This window comes from Acinetobacter sp. 231_lipA, assembly GCF_058243005.1.
This window is the reverse complement of sequence record NZ_JBZAYU010000001.1, coordinates 552,264-568,276: the sequence shown is the minus strand read 5'-3', so window position 1 is coordinate 568,276 and position 16,013 is coordinate 552,264. Positions and strand designations below refer to the sequence as shown.

General features: G+C 41.8%; 16 protein-coding genes and 2 pseudogenes. 8 read left to right on the top strand and 10 right to left on the bottom strand.

The features are described 5' to 3' along the window. Window positions 1-42: 42 nt before the first annotated feature. The 3 genes from serS (at window position 43) to AC4CUX_RS02915 (ending at window position 3,279) form a co-directional block, all read left to right on the top strand. Window positions 43-1,314, top strand: coding sequence for a serine--tRNA ligase (gene serS / locus AC4CUX_RS02925; protein ID WP_004695457.1), 1,272 nt, complete (start codon window positions 43-45; stop codon window positions 1,312-1,314). Window positions 1,315-1,390: 76 nt separating this feature from the next. After that, complete coding sequence (cysG, locus tag AC4CUX_RS02920; RefSeq protein ID WP_490792162.1) at window positions 1,391-2,767, top strand: siroheme synthase CysG; 1,377 nt, start codon at window positions 1,391-1,393, stop codon at window positions 2,765-2,767. A gap of 32 nt (window positions 2,768-2,799) precedes the next feature. Beyond that, window positions 2,800-3,279 carry a tRNA (cytidine(34)-2'-O)-methyltransferase gene (locus AC4CUX_RS02915; protein ID WP_279043451.1) on the top strand — a complete coding sequence of 160 codons (480 nt, stop codon included), beginning with the start codon at window positions 2,800-2,802 and terminating at the stop codon, window positions 3,277-3,279. Window positions 3,280-3,303: 24 nt separating this feature from the next. Here AC4CUX_RS02915 and AC4CUX_RS02910 read toward each other — a convergent pair whose 3' ends face one another. Next, a complete protein-coding gene (locus AC4CUX_RS02910; RefSeq protein WP_151835879.1) occupies window positions 3,304-3,690 on the bottom strand; it encodes a winged helix-turn-helix transcriptional regulator in 387 nt (128 codons plus the stop codon). Window positions 3,691-3,805: 115 nt separating this feature from the next. Between AC4CUX_RS02910 and AC4CUX_RS02905 the strand changes: the two genes are divergently transcribed. Together AC4CUX_RS02905 and AC4CUX_RS02900 are read left to right on the top strand one after the other, a co-directional pair. Further along, a complete protein-coding gene (locus tag AC4CUX_RS02905; RefSeq protein WP_279043453.1) occupies window positions 3,806-4,588 on the top strand; it encodes an SDR family NAD(P)-dependent oxidoreductase in 783 nt (260 codons plus the stop codon). A 95-nt stretch (window positions 4,589-4,683) separates the two neighbouring features. Further along, window positions 4,684-5,238, top strand: coding sequence for a flavodoxin family protein (locus tag AC4CUX_RS02900; RefSeq protein WP_279043455.1), 555 nt, complete (start codon window positions 4,684-4,686; stop codon window positions 5,236-5,238). 64 nt (window positions 5,239-5,302) lie between these two features. On the opposite strand, the gene AC4CUX_RS02895 is transcribed toward AC4CUX_RS02900, so the two are convergent. The 6 genes from AC4CUX_RS02895 to rpoD form a co-directional block, all read right to left on the bottom strand. Continuing rightward, the gene (locus AC4CUX_RS02895; protein ID WP_004695470.1) at window positions 5,303-6,697 is read right to left on the bottom strand and encodes an APC family permease; all 1,395 of its coding nucleotides are present in this window, start codon (window positions 6,695-6,697) and stop codon (window positions 5,303-5,305) included. 265 nt (window positions 6,698-6,962) lie between these two features. Next, on the bottom strand, window positions 6,963-8,147 hold the full coding sequence (locus AC4CUX_RS02890; RefSeq protein WP_148825626.1) for an iron-containing alcohol dehydrogenase: 1,185 nt from the start codon (window positions 8,145-8,147) through the stop codon (window positions 6,963-6,965). Between the two features lies 1 nt (window position 8,148). Beyond that, the gene (locus tag AC4CUX_RS02885; protein ID WP_216076700.1) at window positions 8,149-8,628 is read right to left on the bottom strand and encodes a hypothetical protein; all 480 of its coding nucleotides are present in this window, start codon (window positions 8,626-8,628) and stop codon (window positions 8,149-8,151) included. A 132-nt stretch (window positions 8,629-8,760) separates the two neighbouring features. Then, on the bottom strand, window positions 8,761-9,420 hold the full coding sequence (lipB, locus tag AC4CUX_RS02880) for a lipoyl(octanoyl) transferase LipB (RefSeq protein WP_010327322.1): 660 nt from the start codon (window positions 9,418-9,420) through the stop codon (window positions 8,761-8,763). A gap of 161 nt (window positions 9,421-9,581) precedes the next feature. Next, entirely contained in the window at window positions 9,582-9,869 is a 288-nt protein-coding gene (locus tag AC4CUX_RS02875; RefSeq protein ID WP_039890011.1) for a YbeD family protein, read from the bottom strand. A gap of 122 nt (window positions 9,870-9,991) precedes the next feature. Further along, window positions 9,992-11,878 (bottom strand): RNA polymerase sigma factor RpoD, encoded by a 1,887-nt coding sequence (gene rpoD, locus AC4CUX_RS02870; RefSeq protein WP_201952170.1) that lies wholly within the window; start codon window positions 11,876-11,878, stop codon window positions 9,992-9,994. A gap of 433 nt (window positions 11,879-12,311) precedes the next feature. Here rpoD and AC4CUX_RS02865 point away from each other — a divergent pair, with 433 nt between their 5' ends. Next, complete coding sequence (locus tag AC4CUX_RS02865; protein WP_004982817.1) at window positions 12,312-12,521, top strand: PA3496 family putative envelope integrity protein; 210 nt, start codon at window positions 12,312-12,314, stop codon at window positions 12,519-12,521. A gap of 70 nt (window positions 12,522-12,591) precedes the next feature. After that, window positions 12,592-13,116, top strand: coding sequence for a YecA/YgfB family protein (locus AC4CUX_RS02860; protein ID WP_201952167.1), 525 nt, complete (start codon window positions 12,592-12,594; stop codon window positions 13,114-13,116). Window positions 13,117-13,233: 117 nt separating this feature from the next. Here AC4CUX_RS02860 and AC4CUX_RS02855 read toward each other — a convergent pair. Further along, a pseudogene (locus tag AC4CUX_RS02855) lies at window positions 13,234-13,837 on the bottom strand (LysE family translocator). Between the two features lie 104 nt (window positions 13,838-13,941). On the opposite strand from AC4CUX_RS02855, the pseudogene AC4CUX_RS02850 reads away from it, so the two are divergent. Beyond that, window positions 13,942-14,837 (top strand): annotated as a pseudogene (locus tag AC4CUX_RS02850) (LysR family transcriptional regulator). A 60-nt stretch (window positions 14,838-14,897) separates the two neighbouring features. Here AC4CUX_RS02850 and AC4CUX_RS02845 read toward each other — a convergent pair. Together AC4CUX_RS02845 and AC4CUX_RS02840 are read right to left on the bottom strand one after the other, a co-directional pair. Continuing rightward, window positions 14,898-15,311 carry an ABZJ_00895 family protein gene (locus AC4CUX_RS02845; protein WP_058870107.1) on the bottom strand — a complete coding sequence of 138 codons (414 nt, stop codon included), beginning with the start codon at window positions 15,309-15,311 and terminating at the stop codon, window positions 14,898-14,900. Window positions 15,312-15,333: 22 nt separating this feature from the next. Continuing rightward, entirely contained in the window at window positions 15,334-15,948 is a 615-nt protein-coding gene (locus AC4CUX_RS02840; protein ID WP_058870192.1) for a DedA family protein, read from the bottom strand. Window positions 15,949-16,013 lie beyond the last annotated feature (65 nt).

Below are 16,013 nucleotides of genomic sequence, written 5' to 3'. Positions count from 1 at the left end.
GCTTACACTATAGCCAGTTTTTTTCTTTGCAAAAGATTGGCTATGATCGACCCGAAATTACTCAGAAATAATATTGAGGCTGTAAATTTAGCCTTAGCAAAACGTGGTGTACAACTGAATGTTGAAGAATGGGCATCACTAGAAGCTCGCCGTAAAGAGATTCAATCCAAAACTGAATCTCTTCAGGCTGAACGTAATTCGGGTGCAAAACAAGTTGGCCAAATTAAAAAAGCTGGTGGTGATGCATCAGAAATTATGACGCGCATGTCAGCGATTGGTGATGAAATCAAAGCCGCGGAAGTCGCTTTGTCTGAATTACAAGCTGAACTTGAAGCAAAATCACTCAGCATTCCAAACTTGCCAGATGAGTCTGTTCCTGAAGGAAAAGACGAAAGCGATAACGTGGAAATCCTCACATGGGGTACGCCGCGTACGTTTGACTTCGAAATTAAAGATCATACTGACTTAGGTGAGTGGATGGGCGGTCTTGAGTTTGAAACTGCGACCAAATTGACAGGTTCTCGTTTCAGTGTGCTCAAAGGGCCACTTGCCCGTCTACAACGTGCGATTACCCAGTTCATGTTGAATACGCATACTTTGGAAAATGGTTATACCGAAGCTTACGTGCCGTATTTAGTTAATGCTGACTCACTCCGTGGTACAGGCCAATTGCCTAAATTTGAAGAAGATTTATTCAAATTACAAGGTGAAAAAGAGTATTACCTCATTCCAACTGCGGAAGTTCCTGTAACCAACTTCGTGCGTGATGAAATTATTGATGCAGACCGTTTACCATTAAAATATGCAGCGCATACGCCATGTTTCCGTAGTGAAGCAGGTTCATATGGTCGTGATACGCGTGGCTTGATTCGTCAACACCAATTCGACAAAGTTGAAATGGTGCAAATTGTTAAACCAGAAGACTCAATGCAAGCGCTTGAAGAGCTTACAGGTCATGCTGAAGGGATCTTGAAAGCACTTGGTTTACCGTACCGTAAGATCATTCTTTGTGGTGGTGATATGGGCTTTGGTGCAACTAAAACTTACGACCTTGAAGTTTGGGTACCAAGTCAAAATACGTACCGCGAAATTTCTTCATGTTCAAACATGGGTGACTTCCAAGCGCGTCGTATGAAAGCACGCTACCGTGCAGACCAAAAGAAAACTGAATTTGTACATACGCTGAATGGTTCAGGTTTGGCTGTGGGCCGTACTTTACTTGCGGTCATGGAAAACTACCAACGTGCTGATGGTTCGATTGAAATCCCAACCGTGCTTCGTCCATATATGGGCGGTGCTGAGTACATTGACTAATAAAGTCGATGTACTGCACAGTTTTGTGCACAATAATTGCTTTAAGACAGTCAGATAAAACTCATTGAGGTCGTGCGTGGATATTTTTCCAATCTCTTTAAAGTTGCAGCAGCAACCTTGTCTGATTGTCGGCGGTGGGCATATTGCTTACCGTAAGGCAGTGTTGTTACATAAAGCAGGGGCAGTGATTCATATCATTGCTCCTGATATTGATGCAAATTTATTGCAACTGGTTGAAGAAAGCCAAGGGCAATATATCCAAGCGCTATATCCTGCGCAGATTCAACTCAATGACTATCGTTTAGTAATTGCTGCAACAGATGATTATGCGGTGAATACTCAAGTCTTTGAGGACTGTGAAGCGCTGAAAATACTGGTCAACAGTGTTGATGATCCACCGCATTGCCGTTTCATGGTTCCTGCTATTGTCGATCGTTCGCCTTTGGTGATTTCAGTGGCCAGCAATGGTACATCCCCCGTCTTATCTCGCCAAATTCGAACCCAGCTTGAAACCAGTATTCCACATGGCATGGGTAAGCTGGCTGAGTTTTCAGGAAAATGGCGTGCAGCGGTGAAAGCGAAGATTTCTAATCCTGATGAGCGCCGTGTTTTTTGGGAAGACTTATATGCAAGTCCCCTGAAAGAACAGGTTTTTCATGACAATCTTGTAGAAGCAGATCGTTTAATCGAGCAAGCGCTGTTGGAGTGGAAAACACCGAAAGGTGAGGTATATTTGGTTGGTGCAGGTCCAGGTGATCCTGAGTTGCTGACCCTCAAAGCATTGCGTTTGATGCAACAAGCCGATGTGGTGATTTATGATCGTTTGGTTTCTCCTGTGATTATGGAACTCTGCCGTCGCGATGCAACAAAAATTTATGTGGGTAAAGCCCGTTCTAACCATGCTGTACCGCAAGAAGGCATCAATGCCTTACTGGTGGAATATGCCTCAAAAGGTCAACGTGTTTGCCGTTTAAAAGGTGGTGATCCTTTCATCTTTGGTCGTGGTGGTGAAGAAATCCAAGAGCTTTTTGCTGCAGGTGTACCATTTCAAGTAGTGCCGGGGATTACTGCCGCATCGGGTTGTTCGGCTTATGCAGGCATTCCTTTGACACATCGCGATTATGCGCAAAGCGTGCGTTTCCTTACGGGGCATTTAAAAGAAGGTTCGCCTGAGTTACCGTGGGATGAGTTGGTCTATCAGAATCAAACGCTTGTGCTGTACATGGGCTTGGTTGGTTTAGAAAAAATTTGTGAAAAGTTAATTGAGCATGGGCAGCGCCCAGACATGCCCGTTGCTTTGATTTCGAAAGGTACCACGCCAGAACAAAAAGTGGTGGTCGGGACCTTAGCGGATATCGCATCAAAAGTTGAAGAAAATCATATTCAAGCGCCTACATTGACCATCATTGGTGATGTAGTAAGTTTGCGTGAACAATTACAGTGGCAAGATTAATTATTGCCATATTGAAAGAGTAGAGAAAAGCTGTGATCCATGTTGTTTTATACGAGCCCGAAATTCCTGCAAACACAGGCAATATCATTCGTTTATGTGCCAATACTGGAGCGCAGCTGCATTTGGTTAAGCCACTCGGCTTTGAACTGGATGATAAAAAACTCAAACGTGCAGGTTTGGACTACCACGAGTGGGCGCGCATGCAAATTTGGGAAACATTCGATGAGTGTTTAGCAAGTTTAGCTGAAAAAGGTGTCGATATAAACGCGATTTATCCTCTAACCACCAAAGGAACGGAAACGCCGCATACTTCGGATTTGAATCGCCCCGTGGCTTTACTCATGGGACCTGAGACGCGTGGTCTGCCTGAGCAGATTCGTATGCTGTTTCCAAAAGAGCATTGGATTCGTTTGCCCATGGCTGAAAACTCGCGCAGTTTGAACTTATCCAATGCGACAGCTGTGATTGTGTATGAAGCATGGCGTCAGCAGGGTTTTAAGCCTTTAGCCTAATCAAATTGCTATGATAGAGCCCGCTTAAGCGGGCTCTATTTTTTCTAGCTTTTGATCGAATCCAGCTCTGGATTTTAAAACTTTAAGCATATTGGCTTCGACCCAATCTTTCATTTGATAGGCATTTTGAGCAAAGTCTTTGCCAATCTCAGTTAACGCGTATTCCACGCGAATCACGTTATCTTCATGAATGGTTCGCGTCAAAAAACCATCGCGTTCTAAGATCTTTAATTTTTGTGACAGTACTTTAGGTGAAATACCTAAAACATTTTTCTTGAGCTCATTAAAGTGCTGTGACTCCTGATCCAGTGTATACACAATCAATAAAATCCACTTGTCTGCAAATTTTTCAAAAAAAAGACGAGCAGGACAATCTGGATGAAAAATATTAAATTTCATTGGCTTATTCATTTCTAACCATGCTCCTTTTAGATTCTATCTTCATTTGAAACAATCAATCAGACTAGTTACCAAGTGGTAACTAATTGATACTAGGTTTCATAAGTGTATCATTAATACAGACTTAATGCAGTGCTGTCATCAGACTACGCTTTCGCAAGATACTGGCAATTGGATGGATCACATGATGAAAGTTTCAGAGGCTGTTGTTTTTATTACGGGTGCGAATCGTGGCTTAGGACTTGCCATCGCTCGGGAGGCACGTCGTCAGGGCGCTAAAAAGATCTATGTGGGTATGCGCCAGATTGGGAGTTTTCACGAAGAAGGGTTAATCCCGATTCAACTCGATGTGAATGATGAAGGGTCTATACAGCAGGCTGCCGAACAATGTGCAGATACCACGATTCTTGTGAATAACGCGGGCATTGCGCTTTTAAATGAGCATCCTGTCGATGCCAATATCATTGCGACTACGCAAAAGATTTTGGAAACCAATTTGTTGGGCTTGATGCGAGTGACGCAAATTTTTGCTCCGATCTTGCAAAAGAGCCAACAGGCTTATGTGGTCAATATTCTCTCGGATGTATCTTGGGAGCCAAGCACTGTTTTGACCAGTTATGCCATTTCCAAGGCAGCAGCATGGTCATATACCAACTCAAGTCGTCAGTGGTTGTCTCAATTTAATATTCAGGTCATGGGGGTGCATGTAGGTTTTATTGATACCGATCTGACTCGTTCATTACCTATTCCAAAGATTGCGTCAGAAACAGTAGCCCAAGAAATCTTTCAAGGCATCGAGCAAAATGCGTATGAAGTTTTGGTCGGTGAAAAGACCCAGCAGTTGAAGCAGGGTCTAAGCGCTGAAGTTGCAAGTTATTTGAAACTTAAGCCCGATCAGGCAAGTGTTTAAGATATTTCATACTGTTTATTTTTAATGGTTTACGTGGCACAGCATCATGATTGACGCAGCGATGCCAATCAACTAATTCAAAAGAGGAAACTAAAATGTCGAATATTTCAGTGGTTTTTTATTCAGGTTATGGTCATACCAAAGTGATTGCACAAACTTTTGCGCAAGGAATTGGTGCAAATCTGGTGGAGATTGACCCAAATGGAGACATTCCAGAGCAAGATTGGCTGACACTGGATCAATCTGATGCAATTGTATTTGGTGCACCAACTTATATGGGCACTGCGCCGTGGCAATTTAAAAAGTTTGCCGATGCATCTTCAAAAAAATGGTTTACTCGTGCATGGCAAGATAAAATTTTCGGTGGCTTTACCAATAGTGCAAGCTTAAATGGTGATAAGCAAGTGACCTTAATTCAACTACAAACACTAGCATCACAGCATGGCGGTATTTGGGTAAGCTTGGGCTTATTGCCTGCTAATAGTAAAGCGGCAACCCGTCAAGATGTAAATAATTTGGGTGGTTCTGTAGGCTTGTTGGTGCAATCACCATCGGATGCAAGTACGGATGAAATCCCAGCCGGGGATCTCGAAACCACAAAAGCCTATGCACAGCGTATTGCTAAAATGACTAAACCATTTAAGGGCTAGTTTTTTAGCTCTAGTTTAAAAAGAAAAAGACGCACTTGGCGTCTTTTTCTTTTTGAATGAAAGATTAGAGCGGATCGTCAAATTCATTATGTTGTGGTGCAGGTTGCTTAAAGCCTTTGGTTTTATAACCTAAGTATAAAATACCAAACATTGCCCACCATAAACCGAATTTCAACGCGGTTTCTTCAATCTCTAGCCACATGGCAAAGATACTGAGGAATCCACACATTGGAATTATCACAAAGCTAAAGATATCTTTAATATTCTTTGTGCGGCCATCACGCAGTGCATATCTTGAAATCACCGATAAGTTTACAAAGGTAAATGCAGTTAATGCACCGAAGCTGATCATCGAAATAACGATGTCTAAGTCCATGAAGCCAGCGGTTAATGCTACAGCACCTACAATGAGAATGTTATAAGACGGTGTGAAGCTTTTCGGGCTAATATGACCAAAAATCTTCTTGTTAATCACGCCATCGCGGCCCATCACATACATTAAGCGTGAAACGCCTGCATGTGCCGAAATACCTGATGCCATAACAGTCACAATTGCAAAGTACAACACCACCGTTTTAAACGCAACGCCACCGACGGCTTGTAAAATGTCAGGCTGTGTTGCAGCAACATCTTCAAAGTAAGTCTTTGGATCGTTCGGGAAGTAAATCTGCATGAAGTAGGTGCTGATAATAAAGATCACACCAGCCAAGAGTGCCGTTAAGAAAATCGCTTTAGGTAGTGTTTTCTCGGTATCTTTTGTTTCTTCTGCCAGCGAGCTGAGCGAGTCAAAACCTGTGAATGAGAAGCACAGCAAAGTTGCACCTGTAATCAGGGCACCCAGTGAAGTAAGCTCATTCCAAAATGGCTCTAAACTCCATAACTGATATTTCGCATTGACCAAAGTACCATCTGCGTTGACGCCACCAGCAAGTAAGCTGTAAACCATCCACGTGAAGTAAGCAATCACACCTAACTGTACAAAAACGATCAAACCATTAAAGTTTGCAACGAAGCGTGCACCACGTAAGTTGACCGCGGTCATAAATGCAGTTAAACCAACCACCCAGACCCAATGGTTTACATCAGGGAATAAGGCTTCAAGGTAAATCACGGCAAGAATGATGTTGACCATTGGAGACAATAAATAGTCTAACCATGATGACCAACCGACCATAAATCCGACATTCGGATGGATGGACTTTTGCGCATAGGTATAGGCTGAACCCGAGGAAGGGTAGCGACGAATCATGTGACCATAACTGATCGACGTGAATAAAATTGCAATTAAAGCAATGATATATGACGTTGGCACATGATAATGACTTTCTTCTGATACTAAACCGAAAGTATCAAATAATGTCATTGGTTGAATATAAGCTAAACCAATAATAATGATGTGCCAGAGACCTAGCGTTTTTTGCAGTTTAGCTGCCGATTGAGTCCCAGAAATATTAGTCAACGGCGTTATCCTCTTAATCGTTGATCAAGGATCAGTCATGTTTAATAAGGATCGTTTGAGACGAACGATCCCCCCTGTGTTTAATTTCAAAAGTGCGCCAATCTACATTAATTTGGCCGCTTTTGTCAGTAACTTTTTCAGATTTTTTAGCAGTTTTTATGCCAATAGGTATAAGGAAAGTATTATTCCTTATGGCAAATAAAAGCCCGATGTTTAAAAAAGCATCAGGCTAAGATTGTCGCTATATTGGCTGATTTTTTATGAATTACCAAGCTTTTTCTAAAATTGCTTTTAAATCTTTTAAGCTGGCTTCTTTCGGATTATAAATGATCGAACCATCGTTGAGGGCCTTTTCTGCGACCTCATCCAGTTGTTCTAAGGTTACTTTTCCTGTTTCACTCAAGGTACGGGGTAACTTGGTTAGGGTAAATAAGCGATCACGCATGGTGAGTAATGTGCTGATGGCTTTGTCTGCACGTAAGTGGGCAGGAGTCTGCGCATAAATGTCTGGCCCTGCAAGCGGTAACAGGAGCTCTGCAATCTTGTCACCATTCACTTCCTTGTTAAATTCAAGCACATAAGGGAGGAACAGGTTCATGCATAGTCCATGCGGCAAGTGTGCAACTGCACCTAAGGCATGTCCAAGTGAGTGTACAAGGCCCACCATCGAGTTTGAAAATGCAATGCCAGCCATGGTCGAAGCTTGAGCCAATTCTAAGCGGCCGTTGGCATCGTTTGGATTATCCAGCACATTAAACAAGTGATTGCTGACTTTCTTAATTGCAGCTGTAGCATAGGCATCTGAAATTGGATTGTGTGCCATGCATGTATAGGCTTCGATGGCATGGGTCATGGCATCCATTGCGGTCATCGCAGTTAAGTGCGGTGGCAGGGTTTGGGTCATGCGTGGATCGAGAATCGCAGCATGCGGCATTAGATAGTACGATGCGAATGGCAGTTTGACATTTTTCTCTGGATCAGACACCACGGCAACCATGGTAACTTCAGACCCTGTACCTGATGTGGTTGGAATCACAAAAAAGGGTTTGAGTGGTTTAGGTAGGTTGTGTGCCCCAGAGTATTTGAGTAAGTCATCACCACCTTCAGATACCAAAATATTGGTGGCTTTCGAGGTGTCAATCACCGATCCGCCACCGACAGCAATAATCGCATCGCACTGATGTTCACGATATAAATTGGCCGCTTTACGTACTGTCTCTAAGCTTGAATCGGGTGGAACATCATCAAAAATTGCACCAATTACCGCATCGGTAGACTCAAATGCTGCTTCAATGGGTGCCAGTAAATTATTGGCACGTACACCTTTGTCGGTAATGATTAAAGGTCGGGTTGCCCCTAATGTTGCCAGTTCAAACGGAATGTGTTCTAAAGCAGCATGACCAGCGATCACTTTTACAGGACAGAAAAATTCGTAATATGGCTTCGCCATGTTATGCACTCCGTTTTAAATATGATTGGGCTACTTTGAGATAAATATTTGCAGCACCAGTGAGTTTTTCTTTTAAGCCCAATTCAGTTGGGTATTCTTTGACGGCAAGTTCAGCGACCATTTTCGGTAAAATCAATGATTCCATTTTATTTAGACAGCGGACGAGGCGAATTGCATAGGAAATATCCCCATCTGCAATCATGCGGTCGTGTGCAAAAGCTTGTGCTGTACTTTCTTGAAATGAAAACACCAAAAAGGCGTGGCTTAGATGTTTAAAGGTGATGGTTAAATCTGCCTTTAAACTTCCTGGAGTGAGTAGTTCGAGTTGATGGTTTTCGGTCACTTTGGCTAAAAAAGCCGGGCCGTTTGGAAAAACATTCATCGATAAGGTGAAATTGGCTGGAAATTTTGCAACTTCTTGCTGAATTTCACTATCGACTTGGCTGGCCATGACCAATCCTCGGCCAATCACATCCATCATAAGTTTGACATAGGTCAATTGCAGAGCGGGTTTCACTGAATTTACGTTAATCACTCGCTGTTGTCCTTTCTAAAAATAATTATTAGTTTAGAGTAAATACTCTAATTTATTTTTCCATGAAAAGCAAAGCCTTTATATATGCTGTACTTGAACTTCTTTAAAGTAACCGCTGTGCTGTAAAGTTTCAATAATGTCGGCACATAAGTTTTCAAAGTGCGGGTAGTCTGGTTTGAGGTCTGAGATACGCACCATTTCTAAGCCCGCATAGCCGCATGGATTAATGGTGTGAAACCCAAATAAGTCACAATCAATATTTAAGGACAAACCGTGATAACTGCGGCCTTTACGAATTTTAAAACCCAATGAGCCAATCTTGCGTCCATCGACATACACGCCGGGTGCATCAGGTTTGGCATAGGCTTCAATCTCATATTTTTTGAGTAACTCAATCATTAGGTTTTCAGCATAAGACACCAAGGTGCGGACGTTCCAACCAAGTCGGTTGAGGTCAAACATAAAATAGGCAACCAACTGACCAGGACCATGCCAAGTGACTTGCCCCCCGCGATCCGTTTGTACCACGGGAATGTTGCTGCTCATGAGGATGTGTTCAGGTTTTCCAGCTTGACCTTGGGTGAGCACGTCATGATGTTGCAAAATCCAAAGTTCATCTGGTGTGTCTGCATCTCGTTGTTCAGTCAGTGCTTTCATTTCTACAAAGCGGTCAGCATATGAAGTTAAATTATCAAACTGGCGAATAATGAGTTGTGGTTTGAGAACGGCATCTGACACGGCACTTGCGTCCTTATAAAACAAAAAGTATGTCTGAAATTATAAAGAAAAGATCTAGAGCGTAGGAGGATTTCTTCTGTGAATAAGCTGAATTTAATAGATCAAAAATTTAGGCAAAAAAAACACGCTCGTAAGCGTGTTTCATTGATACATCATTTGAATTACAGCGCCGTTTTAATTAACGGACAAGCTGCAAGGTCTGCATACAGTTGATGAACTTGTTCTAATTCTTCAAAACGCAATTGGGCAGTTAAAGAATGGTATTTACCTGTGCGTGATGGTTGGACTTGGATCGATTCACCATCAAAATCAGGGAAATGTTTGACTAAAATTTCAACCACTGCAACATGTAACTCAGTGCTGGCAAAGCCTATGAGTTTGATCGGGTAGTCCATAGGGAATACCCAAAGATGTTCTTGTAATTCACGTGATGGTGTACGGTCTAACATAGTCATGAGCGTCAGTCCCCCTTATTTCAAACGCCTGCGAAACTGCAGGCGTTAGGTGTTGCTCTTAAATACTTAATGGAGACTCGAGATTAAATTTCAAGTCTCCAATGTATCGGTATGAATTAGTCGTTTTCTAGAAATGAACGTAAATGTTCAGAACGAGAAGGGTGACGTAATTTACGCAGTGCTTTCGCTTCAATCTGACGAATACGTTCACGCGTCACGTCAAACTGTTTACCTACTTCTTCCAAAGTATGGTCCGTTGGCATGTCGATACCAAAACGCATTTTCAAGACTTTCGCTTCACGTTCAGTCAAGTTTTCAAGCACTTCACGAGTTGCTTCTTTTAAGCCTTCAGACGTTGCAGCATCGACAGGTGAAGTGATGTTGCTGTCTTCAATGAAGTCACCCAAATGCGAATCTTCATCATCGCCAATCGGTGTTTCCATCGAAATTGGTTCTTTGGCGATTTTCAGCACTTTACGCACTTTAACTTCATCCATTTCCAAACGTTCACCGAGTTCTTCAGGTGTTGGTTCACGGCCCATTTCTTGCAGAAGTTGGCGTGATACACGGTTGATCTTGTTAATGGTTTCGATCATGTGTACTGGAATACGAATGGTACGCGCTTGGTCGGCAATCGAACGAGTAATGGCCTGACGAATCCACCACGTTGCATAAGTCGAGAACTTATAACCACGACGGTATTCAAACTTGTCTACCGCTTTCATCAAACCAATGTTACCTTCTTGGATCAAGTCCAAGAATTGTAAGCCACGGTTGGTATATTTTTTCGCAATCGAAATGACCAAACGTAAGTTCGCTTCAACCATTTCTTTTTTCGCGCGGCGTGCTTTCGCTTCGCCTACAGCCATACGTTTTGAAATCTCTTTGATGCCTTTAACATCAAGGTCCAAATCTTTTTCAATGTCTGCAATTTTTTGTTGGAACGCTAAAACGTCAGGGCGTACTTTTTCAAGATAGCCTTTTTGGTCTGGCGAAGCTTTCGCAATTTGTTCATCTAACCAAGCAAAGTTTGACTCTTGACCTGGGAAAGAGGTACGGAATTGAGTACGATCCATACGACCACGACGTACTGCATAGCGCATTACTTCACGTTCAGAGGTACGGATTTGTTCATGTGTACCACGAATCATTTCTGAAATGATGTCAAATAAACGTGGTGTAAATTTGAACATCATAAACACAGTTGCAAGTGACTCTAAAGCATCTTCTGCTTCTTTGCTTGAACGACCATGTTTTTCGATGATGGTTCGGGTGTTTTTCCAAGCCGCAGTCAGTTCGTCAAAACGCGCTTTGGCAATTTCAGGATCTGGGCCAGATTCACCTTCAGAATCATCATCACTTTCAGAATCTTCTTCTTCCTCGTCATCATCCAATTTTACATCTTTGGTTGATTTGGTTGAAGAGTCTTCTTCTTCATCAATTTCAGACTCTTCTTCGAGGACTTCTGGAATAGCTTCATCGGTTTCAGGGTCTAAATAACCTGAAAGGATGTCCGCAAGACGACGTTCGCCCGCTTCATAATCTTTGTATTCTTGTAATACCACTTCAACCGCATTTGGCCAGTAAGCAATCGAGTGAAGAACGTCACGAATCCCTTCTTCAATACGTTTTGCAATACTAATTTCGCCTTCGCGCGTTAACAGTTCAACAGTACCCATTTCACGCATATACATGCGGACAGGGTCAGTGGTACGACCAGGCTCATTTTCTACAGAGGCAAGAACAGCAGCGGCTTCTTCTTCAGCAACTTCATCGGCAGCTTCATTACCACCTTCAAACATTGCATCATCAGATTCAGGTGCACGTTCGTGCACAGGAATACCGACGTCTTGAAGCATTTGAATAATGTCTTCAATCTGTTCGCTTTCAGTGATCGAGTCTGGGAGATGATCGTTAACCTCAGCGTAAGTTAGGTAACCTTGCTCTTTGCCTCGGCTAATCAGAGCCGCTACTTGTGAAGTAGGGGAAGTCATATCGCTCATCTTTGCTTACTCTTCGTTGAATCTGTGGCAGTGGAAAACTGTGCATCTGGGCACAATTCGCTTCATAAACTTATTTGTAAATAACTGCGTATTCCATCAGGGATAGTCAGCCAAAAGCTGCCTGATAAAATATTAAAAATATAAATTCAGTGATTTAGATGGGGGTGAATTTGTTGTTTTCAAGTTCATCCCGAGCGTACTCAAGTTCAAAACCCAAATTTGAAATCTGAACAATTTGGATTTTATGTGACCATTTAAAGTCGTAAACTACAAAGACGCAGGGTGGATTATATCATGCCATAAAAATTGGTTAGAAATAAAGACTAAAAATCAAATTAATTGCTCTAAATGCAAATAAAACTTGACAAGGTTCTGTAACCCATATAAATAGCGGCTAAGACCCTTCACATTTTTTCACTATGAGGTAGTTTTAGTGTCTTCTACAGATTTTGAACTAGATGATAACTACGCTGATGATGATGTTAATTTTGATGAGTCATCAAGTAAAATTAGTGCGAAAGAATCATTAGAAAAACGTCGCCTGATTGATGACCTTCTTGCACAGCGCCGTTTGGAACGTGAGCTTAAAGATTTTGATTACGACATCGACGATGACGACGATTTTGACGACGAAGAAGACTAAAATCAGATGTAGCATCGTGTCTGAAAATGCTATGCTAATGCCCTAATCAGTTTCTGAATTTGGATTTGAAATGAGTGCTTTAGATTTAGACTTATTGAGCGAATATCTAGATGGTGACCAAAATGAGTATGGTCTAGATTTTGCAGCGACTCATGGTTTCTTGTGTGCAATTGCAGTTGGTCCTACTTTTGTAAAATGGTTGGATGAACTTTTTGATAATAATCAAAAGAAAGTGCCTGCCGAGATCATCGCGCAAGTGAAAGCTTGGCTTGAGTCTATTCGTCAAAACCTTGCCAATGAAGAAGGGATTGAATTTCCTTTTGAAATTGAAGAGGCCGATGTTGAGTCAAGTCTAGGGGATTGGAGCGTTGGTTTTGTCGATGCAATGTTCCTCAATGAAGATGCATGGTTCACGCCTGAGTTTGAAGAGCAATTGGTCGATCTTACTTTACCAATTATGGTATTTAGTGGGATTGATGAAGAAGATCCGCAAATGGAAACTTTCCGTCGTAACGGTCAGTTAATGGATGAGCTTGCAGAAGAAATTCCAGAGAACTTAAACGAACTTTATCTCATGTATCATACGCCAGCATAATTGTTCTTGCGTCGTGACATCAGCGACGCAGGCATTAGCAAGCAAATAAAAAAACGTCCCTAGAGGACGTTTTTTTATGCCCAAATTTTAGTGTTTAAACGCAGGTATCACTCATGCTTAGTTTGTGAGAAATAAGCAAAGTCCTAAAGTTGCGAGTACGGTACCGATGACACGGTTAATGCTCACTTGTTTGCGTAAAATTTTATTTCGGATCACTGGGGTAGAGCAGAATAGTGAAATGAGCAAAAACCACAATAGATGACTGGCCGAGATAAAAATGCCATAACCGATTAAATGCATCAGACCATTATTGCCTCGCAACAACTGTGCAAAGATGCTCATCACAAATAGTGTAGTTTTGGGATTTAAACTGTTGCCAAGAAAACCTTGTATAAATGCTTGCCGTGGGCGCAGCAAGGTATGAGTGGCATGGTCACTAATTTGCTGTTGGGTAAATGTTTTGTACCCGGATATACATCAGGTACAGCGCGCCAATATATTGAATGATATGCAATAGGTTCGGAATGTAGTGCTTTAAGAAACTCAGCCCCAGTACGCTATAGCTAATATGTATCCATACAGCACAAGCAATGCCATATGCGGTATAGATTCCTTGTTTACGCCCATATAGATAACTATTTCGGCTGACCAAAGCGAAGTCAGCACCAGGACTGATGACTGCAAGTAGGGTGATGATTGCAATCGCTATAATTTCATTCACTCATTGATCCTTGTTCAGGTTGAATTAAAAGGATTTATATATTTTTCATATATTTGCTATAGTGAAAATCGATTTTAATTCTTTCCTATCGATGAGTTTTTGGAATGATTGAGCGCTTATCACTGAATTCTCTTAAGTTTTTTTATTATGTTGCCCTCTATGACAGTGTAACCATCGCTGCTGAAAAACTCTTTGTCACTCAAGGGGCGGTCAGTAAGCAGTTAAAAAATTTGGAAGAGGCGCTGGGACGTCGTTTATTTATTCGCGACGGCAAAAAGTTACAGCTGACGGGGGATGGTCTAACACTGTTTGATTGTTGTGAGCAGGTCTTTCCTCAGATTGACCAATGTCTCGTACAGATGGCAAAAGAAAAGAAGAATGAGAAGAAGAGCTTAATCTTATCCTGTGAGCCGACCATCGCCATGAAATGGCTGATTCCGCGTTTAGTTCAATTTAAGCTACGTTATCCTGAGATTGACATCAGTTTGTTAACAGCGGGTGGAGAAGCGGATTTTAAAGCGCAAAACATCGACTTGGCCTTAAGGCGTAATGATTTTGAGTGGGGCAAGGCCATTTATAGCGAAAAAATGGCTGATGAGCATATGGTTGGTGTATCGCGTCATAAGCATTTAGCCCCGATGTCACAGCTGTTTATTTCCAGTTCGAGACCTAAACTTTGGACACAATTTAAAGATACATATAAAGCGCAGTTTAAGCATTTTGAAAAGTAGCGTTGGAACATTTCTATTTGTGTATAGAGGCATGTTTAGCTGGTTTAGGTGCAACAGTGGTTTCAGCCTATATGGTTGAAAAAGAGCTCGATTTTCAAATGTTAGACATGCTTACCCCGATTGTGCAAGATGGCTCCGCTTATTATTTACTTTCCGCATCTCCTTTTGAGGATGATCTGCATAAAGTCATTTTTAAGGATTGGTTGATTGAAGAAATGAGAACTAGCCAAACAAAGTTAATGGCACTTTCCGCTCAAAAACACTATTGACGTGCGGCATTTGATCGTTATCTATTAAGCATAAAAAAACACCTCAAACGAGGTGTTTTTTTATGGCAACTTTTTAAAACAATAGTCTGCGTACCAACCATAGGCAATATGAAAAATAGCGCCATGAATCGCGACCATACACAGCATAACGACAGCGGTGAGTTCAATGCCGGCATTATCGACGGATTTCATAATCGCTTCAGCATTGGGATTCATCAGTACTAAAAACAGCACAAAGAAACTACCGACGATAATTGCGACTGCACTTGAACCCCAAACCAGTTGAATTTTTTCATGATTATTTGGAACACGCTGTTCCTTCTTCACAAAGTGTCCGACACTAATCAGTGCACAAGCCACTAAGGTCGGAATTAAGACTAAACCGCTAAGGTTTAAACCAAAGACCAGTACGGTGATTAACAGCACCAAAGCAATGCTATATACCGCCGCAAAATGCAGTAAATAGTGTTTCATGTATTTCCCCAAAATAAATAAATTAGCCGCGTGTTTTACCTAAATTTCTGCGATATAAAAACCAAAGGATAATCACAGCGACAATGGCAATAATGACATAACCGACTTTGCTAAAAATTTGATGCATCAGTGCTTGGTTTTCACCAAAGTAATAGCCGACTGTTGCTAAAAATGTTGTCCAGATAATTGTACCGAGTCCACTATAAAACATGAACTTCCAAAAGGGCATACGGCTCATCCCCGCAGGGATGCTAATCAGTGAACGCACTGCAGGAATCATACGACCAAAAAATACAATACGGTGACCATACTGCTCAAACCAATCTAAGGATTTTTTCACATCGGCGGATTTGATAAATAGATATTTACCATAGCGGTCGACCCATCTGAAAATATGCTCTTGTTTAAATTGATAGCCGATCCAATACAGCACTGCTGCGGCAAAGAGTGAACCAATACATCCTGCAATAATGACCCCAACTAAAACCAACTCGCCTTGTGAGGCGGCATAACCTGCAGAAGGCATGATAATTTCAGAAGGAATAGGCGGAAAAACATTATCAAGAAACATCAGTAAGGCTATTCCCCAATAACCCAGTTGTTCCATGACAGAGATGATCCATGCAGTGAGGTTCATATAGACCATAAAAATAAATGCGATAAGTTATCTTAAGGACTTATCGCATGTGGGTAAAGAATTGA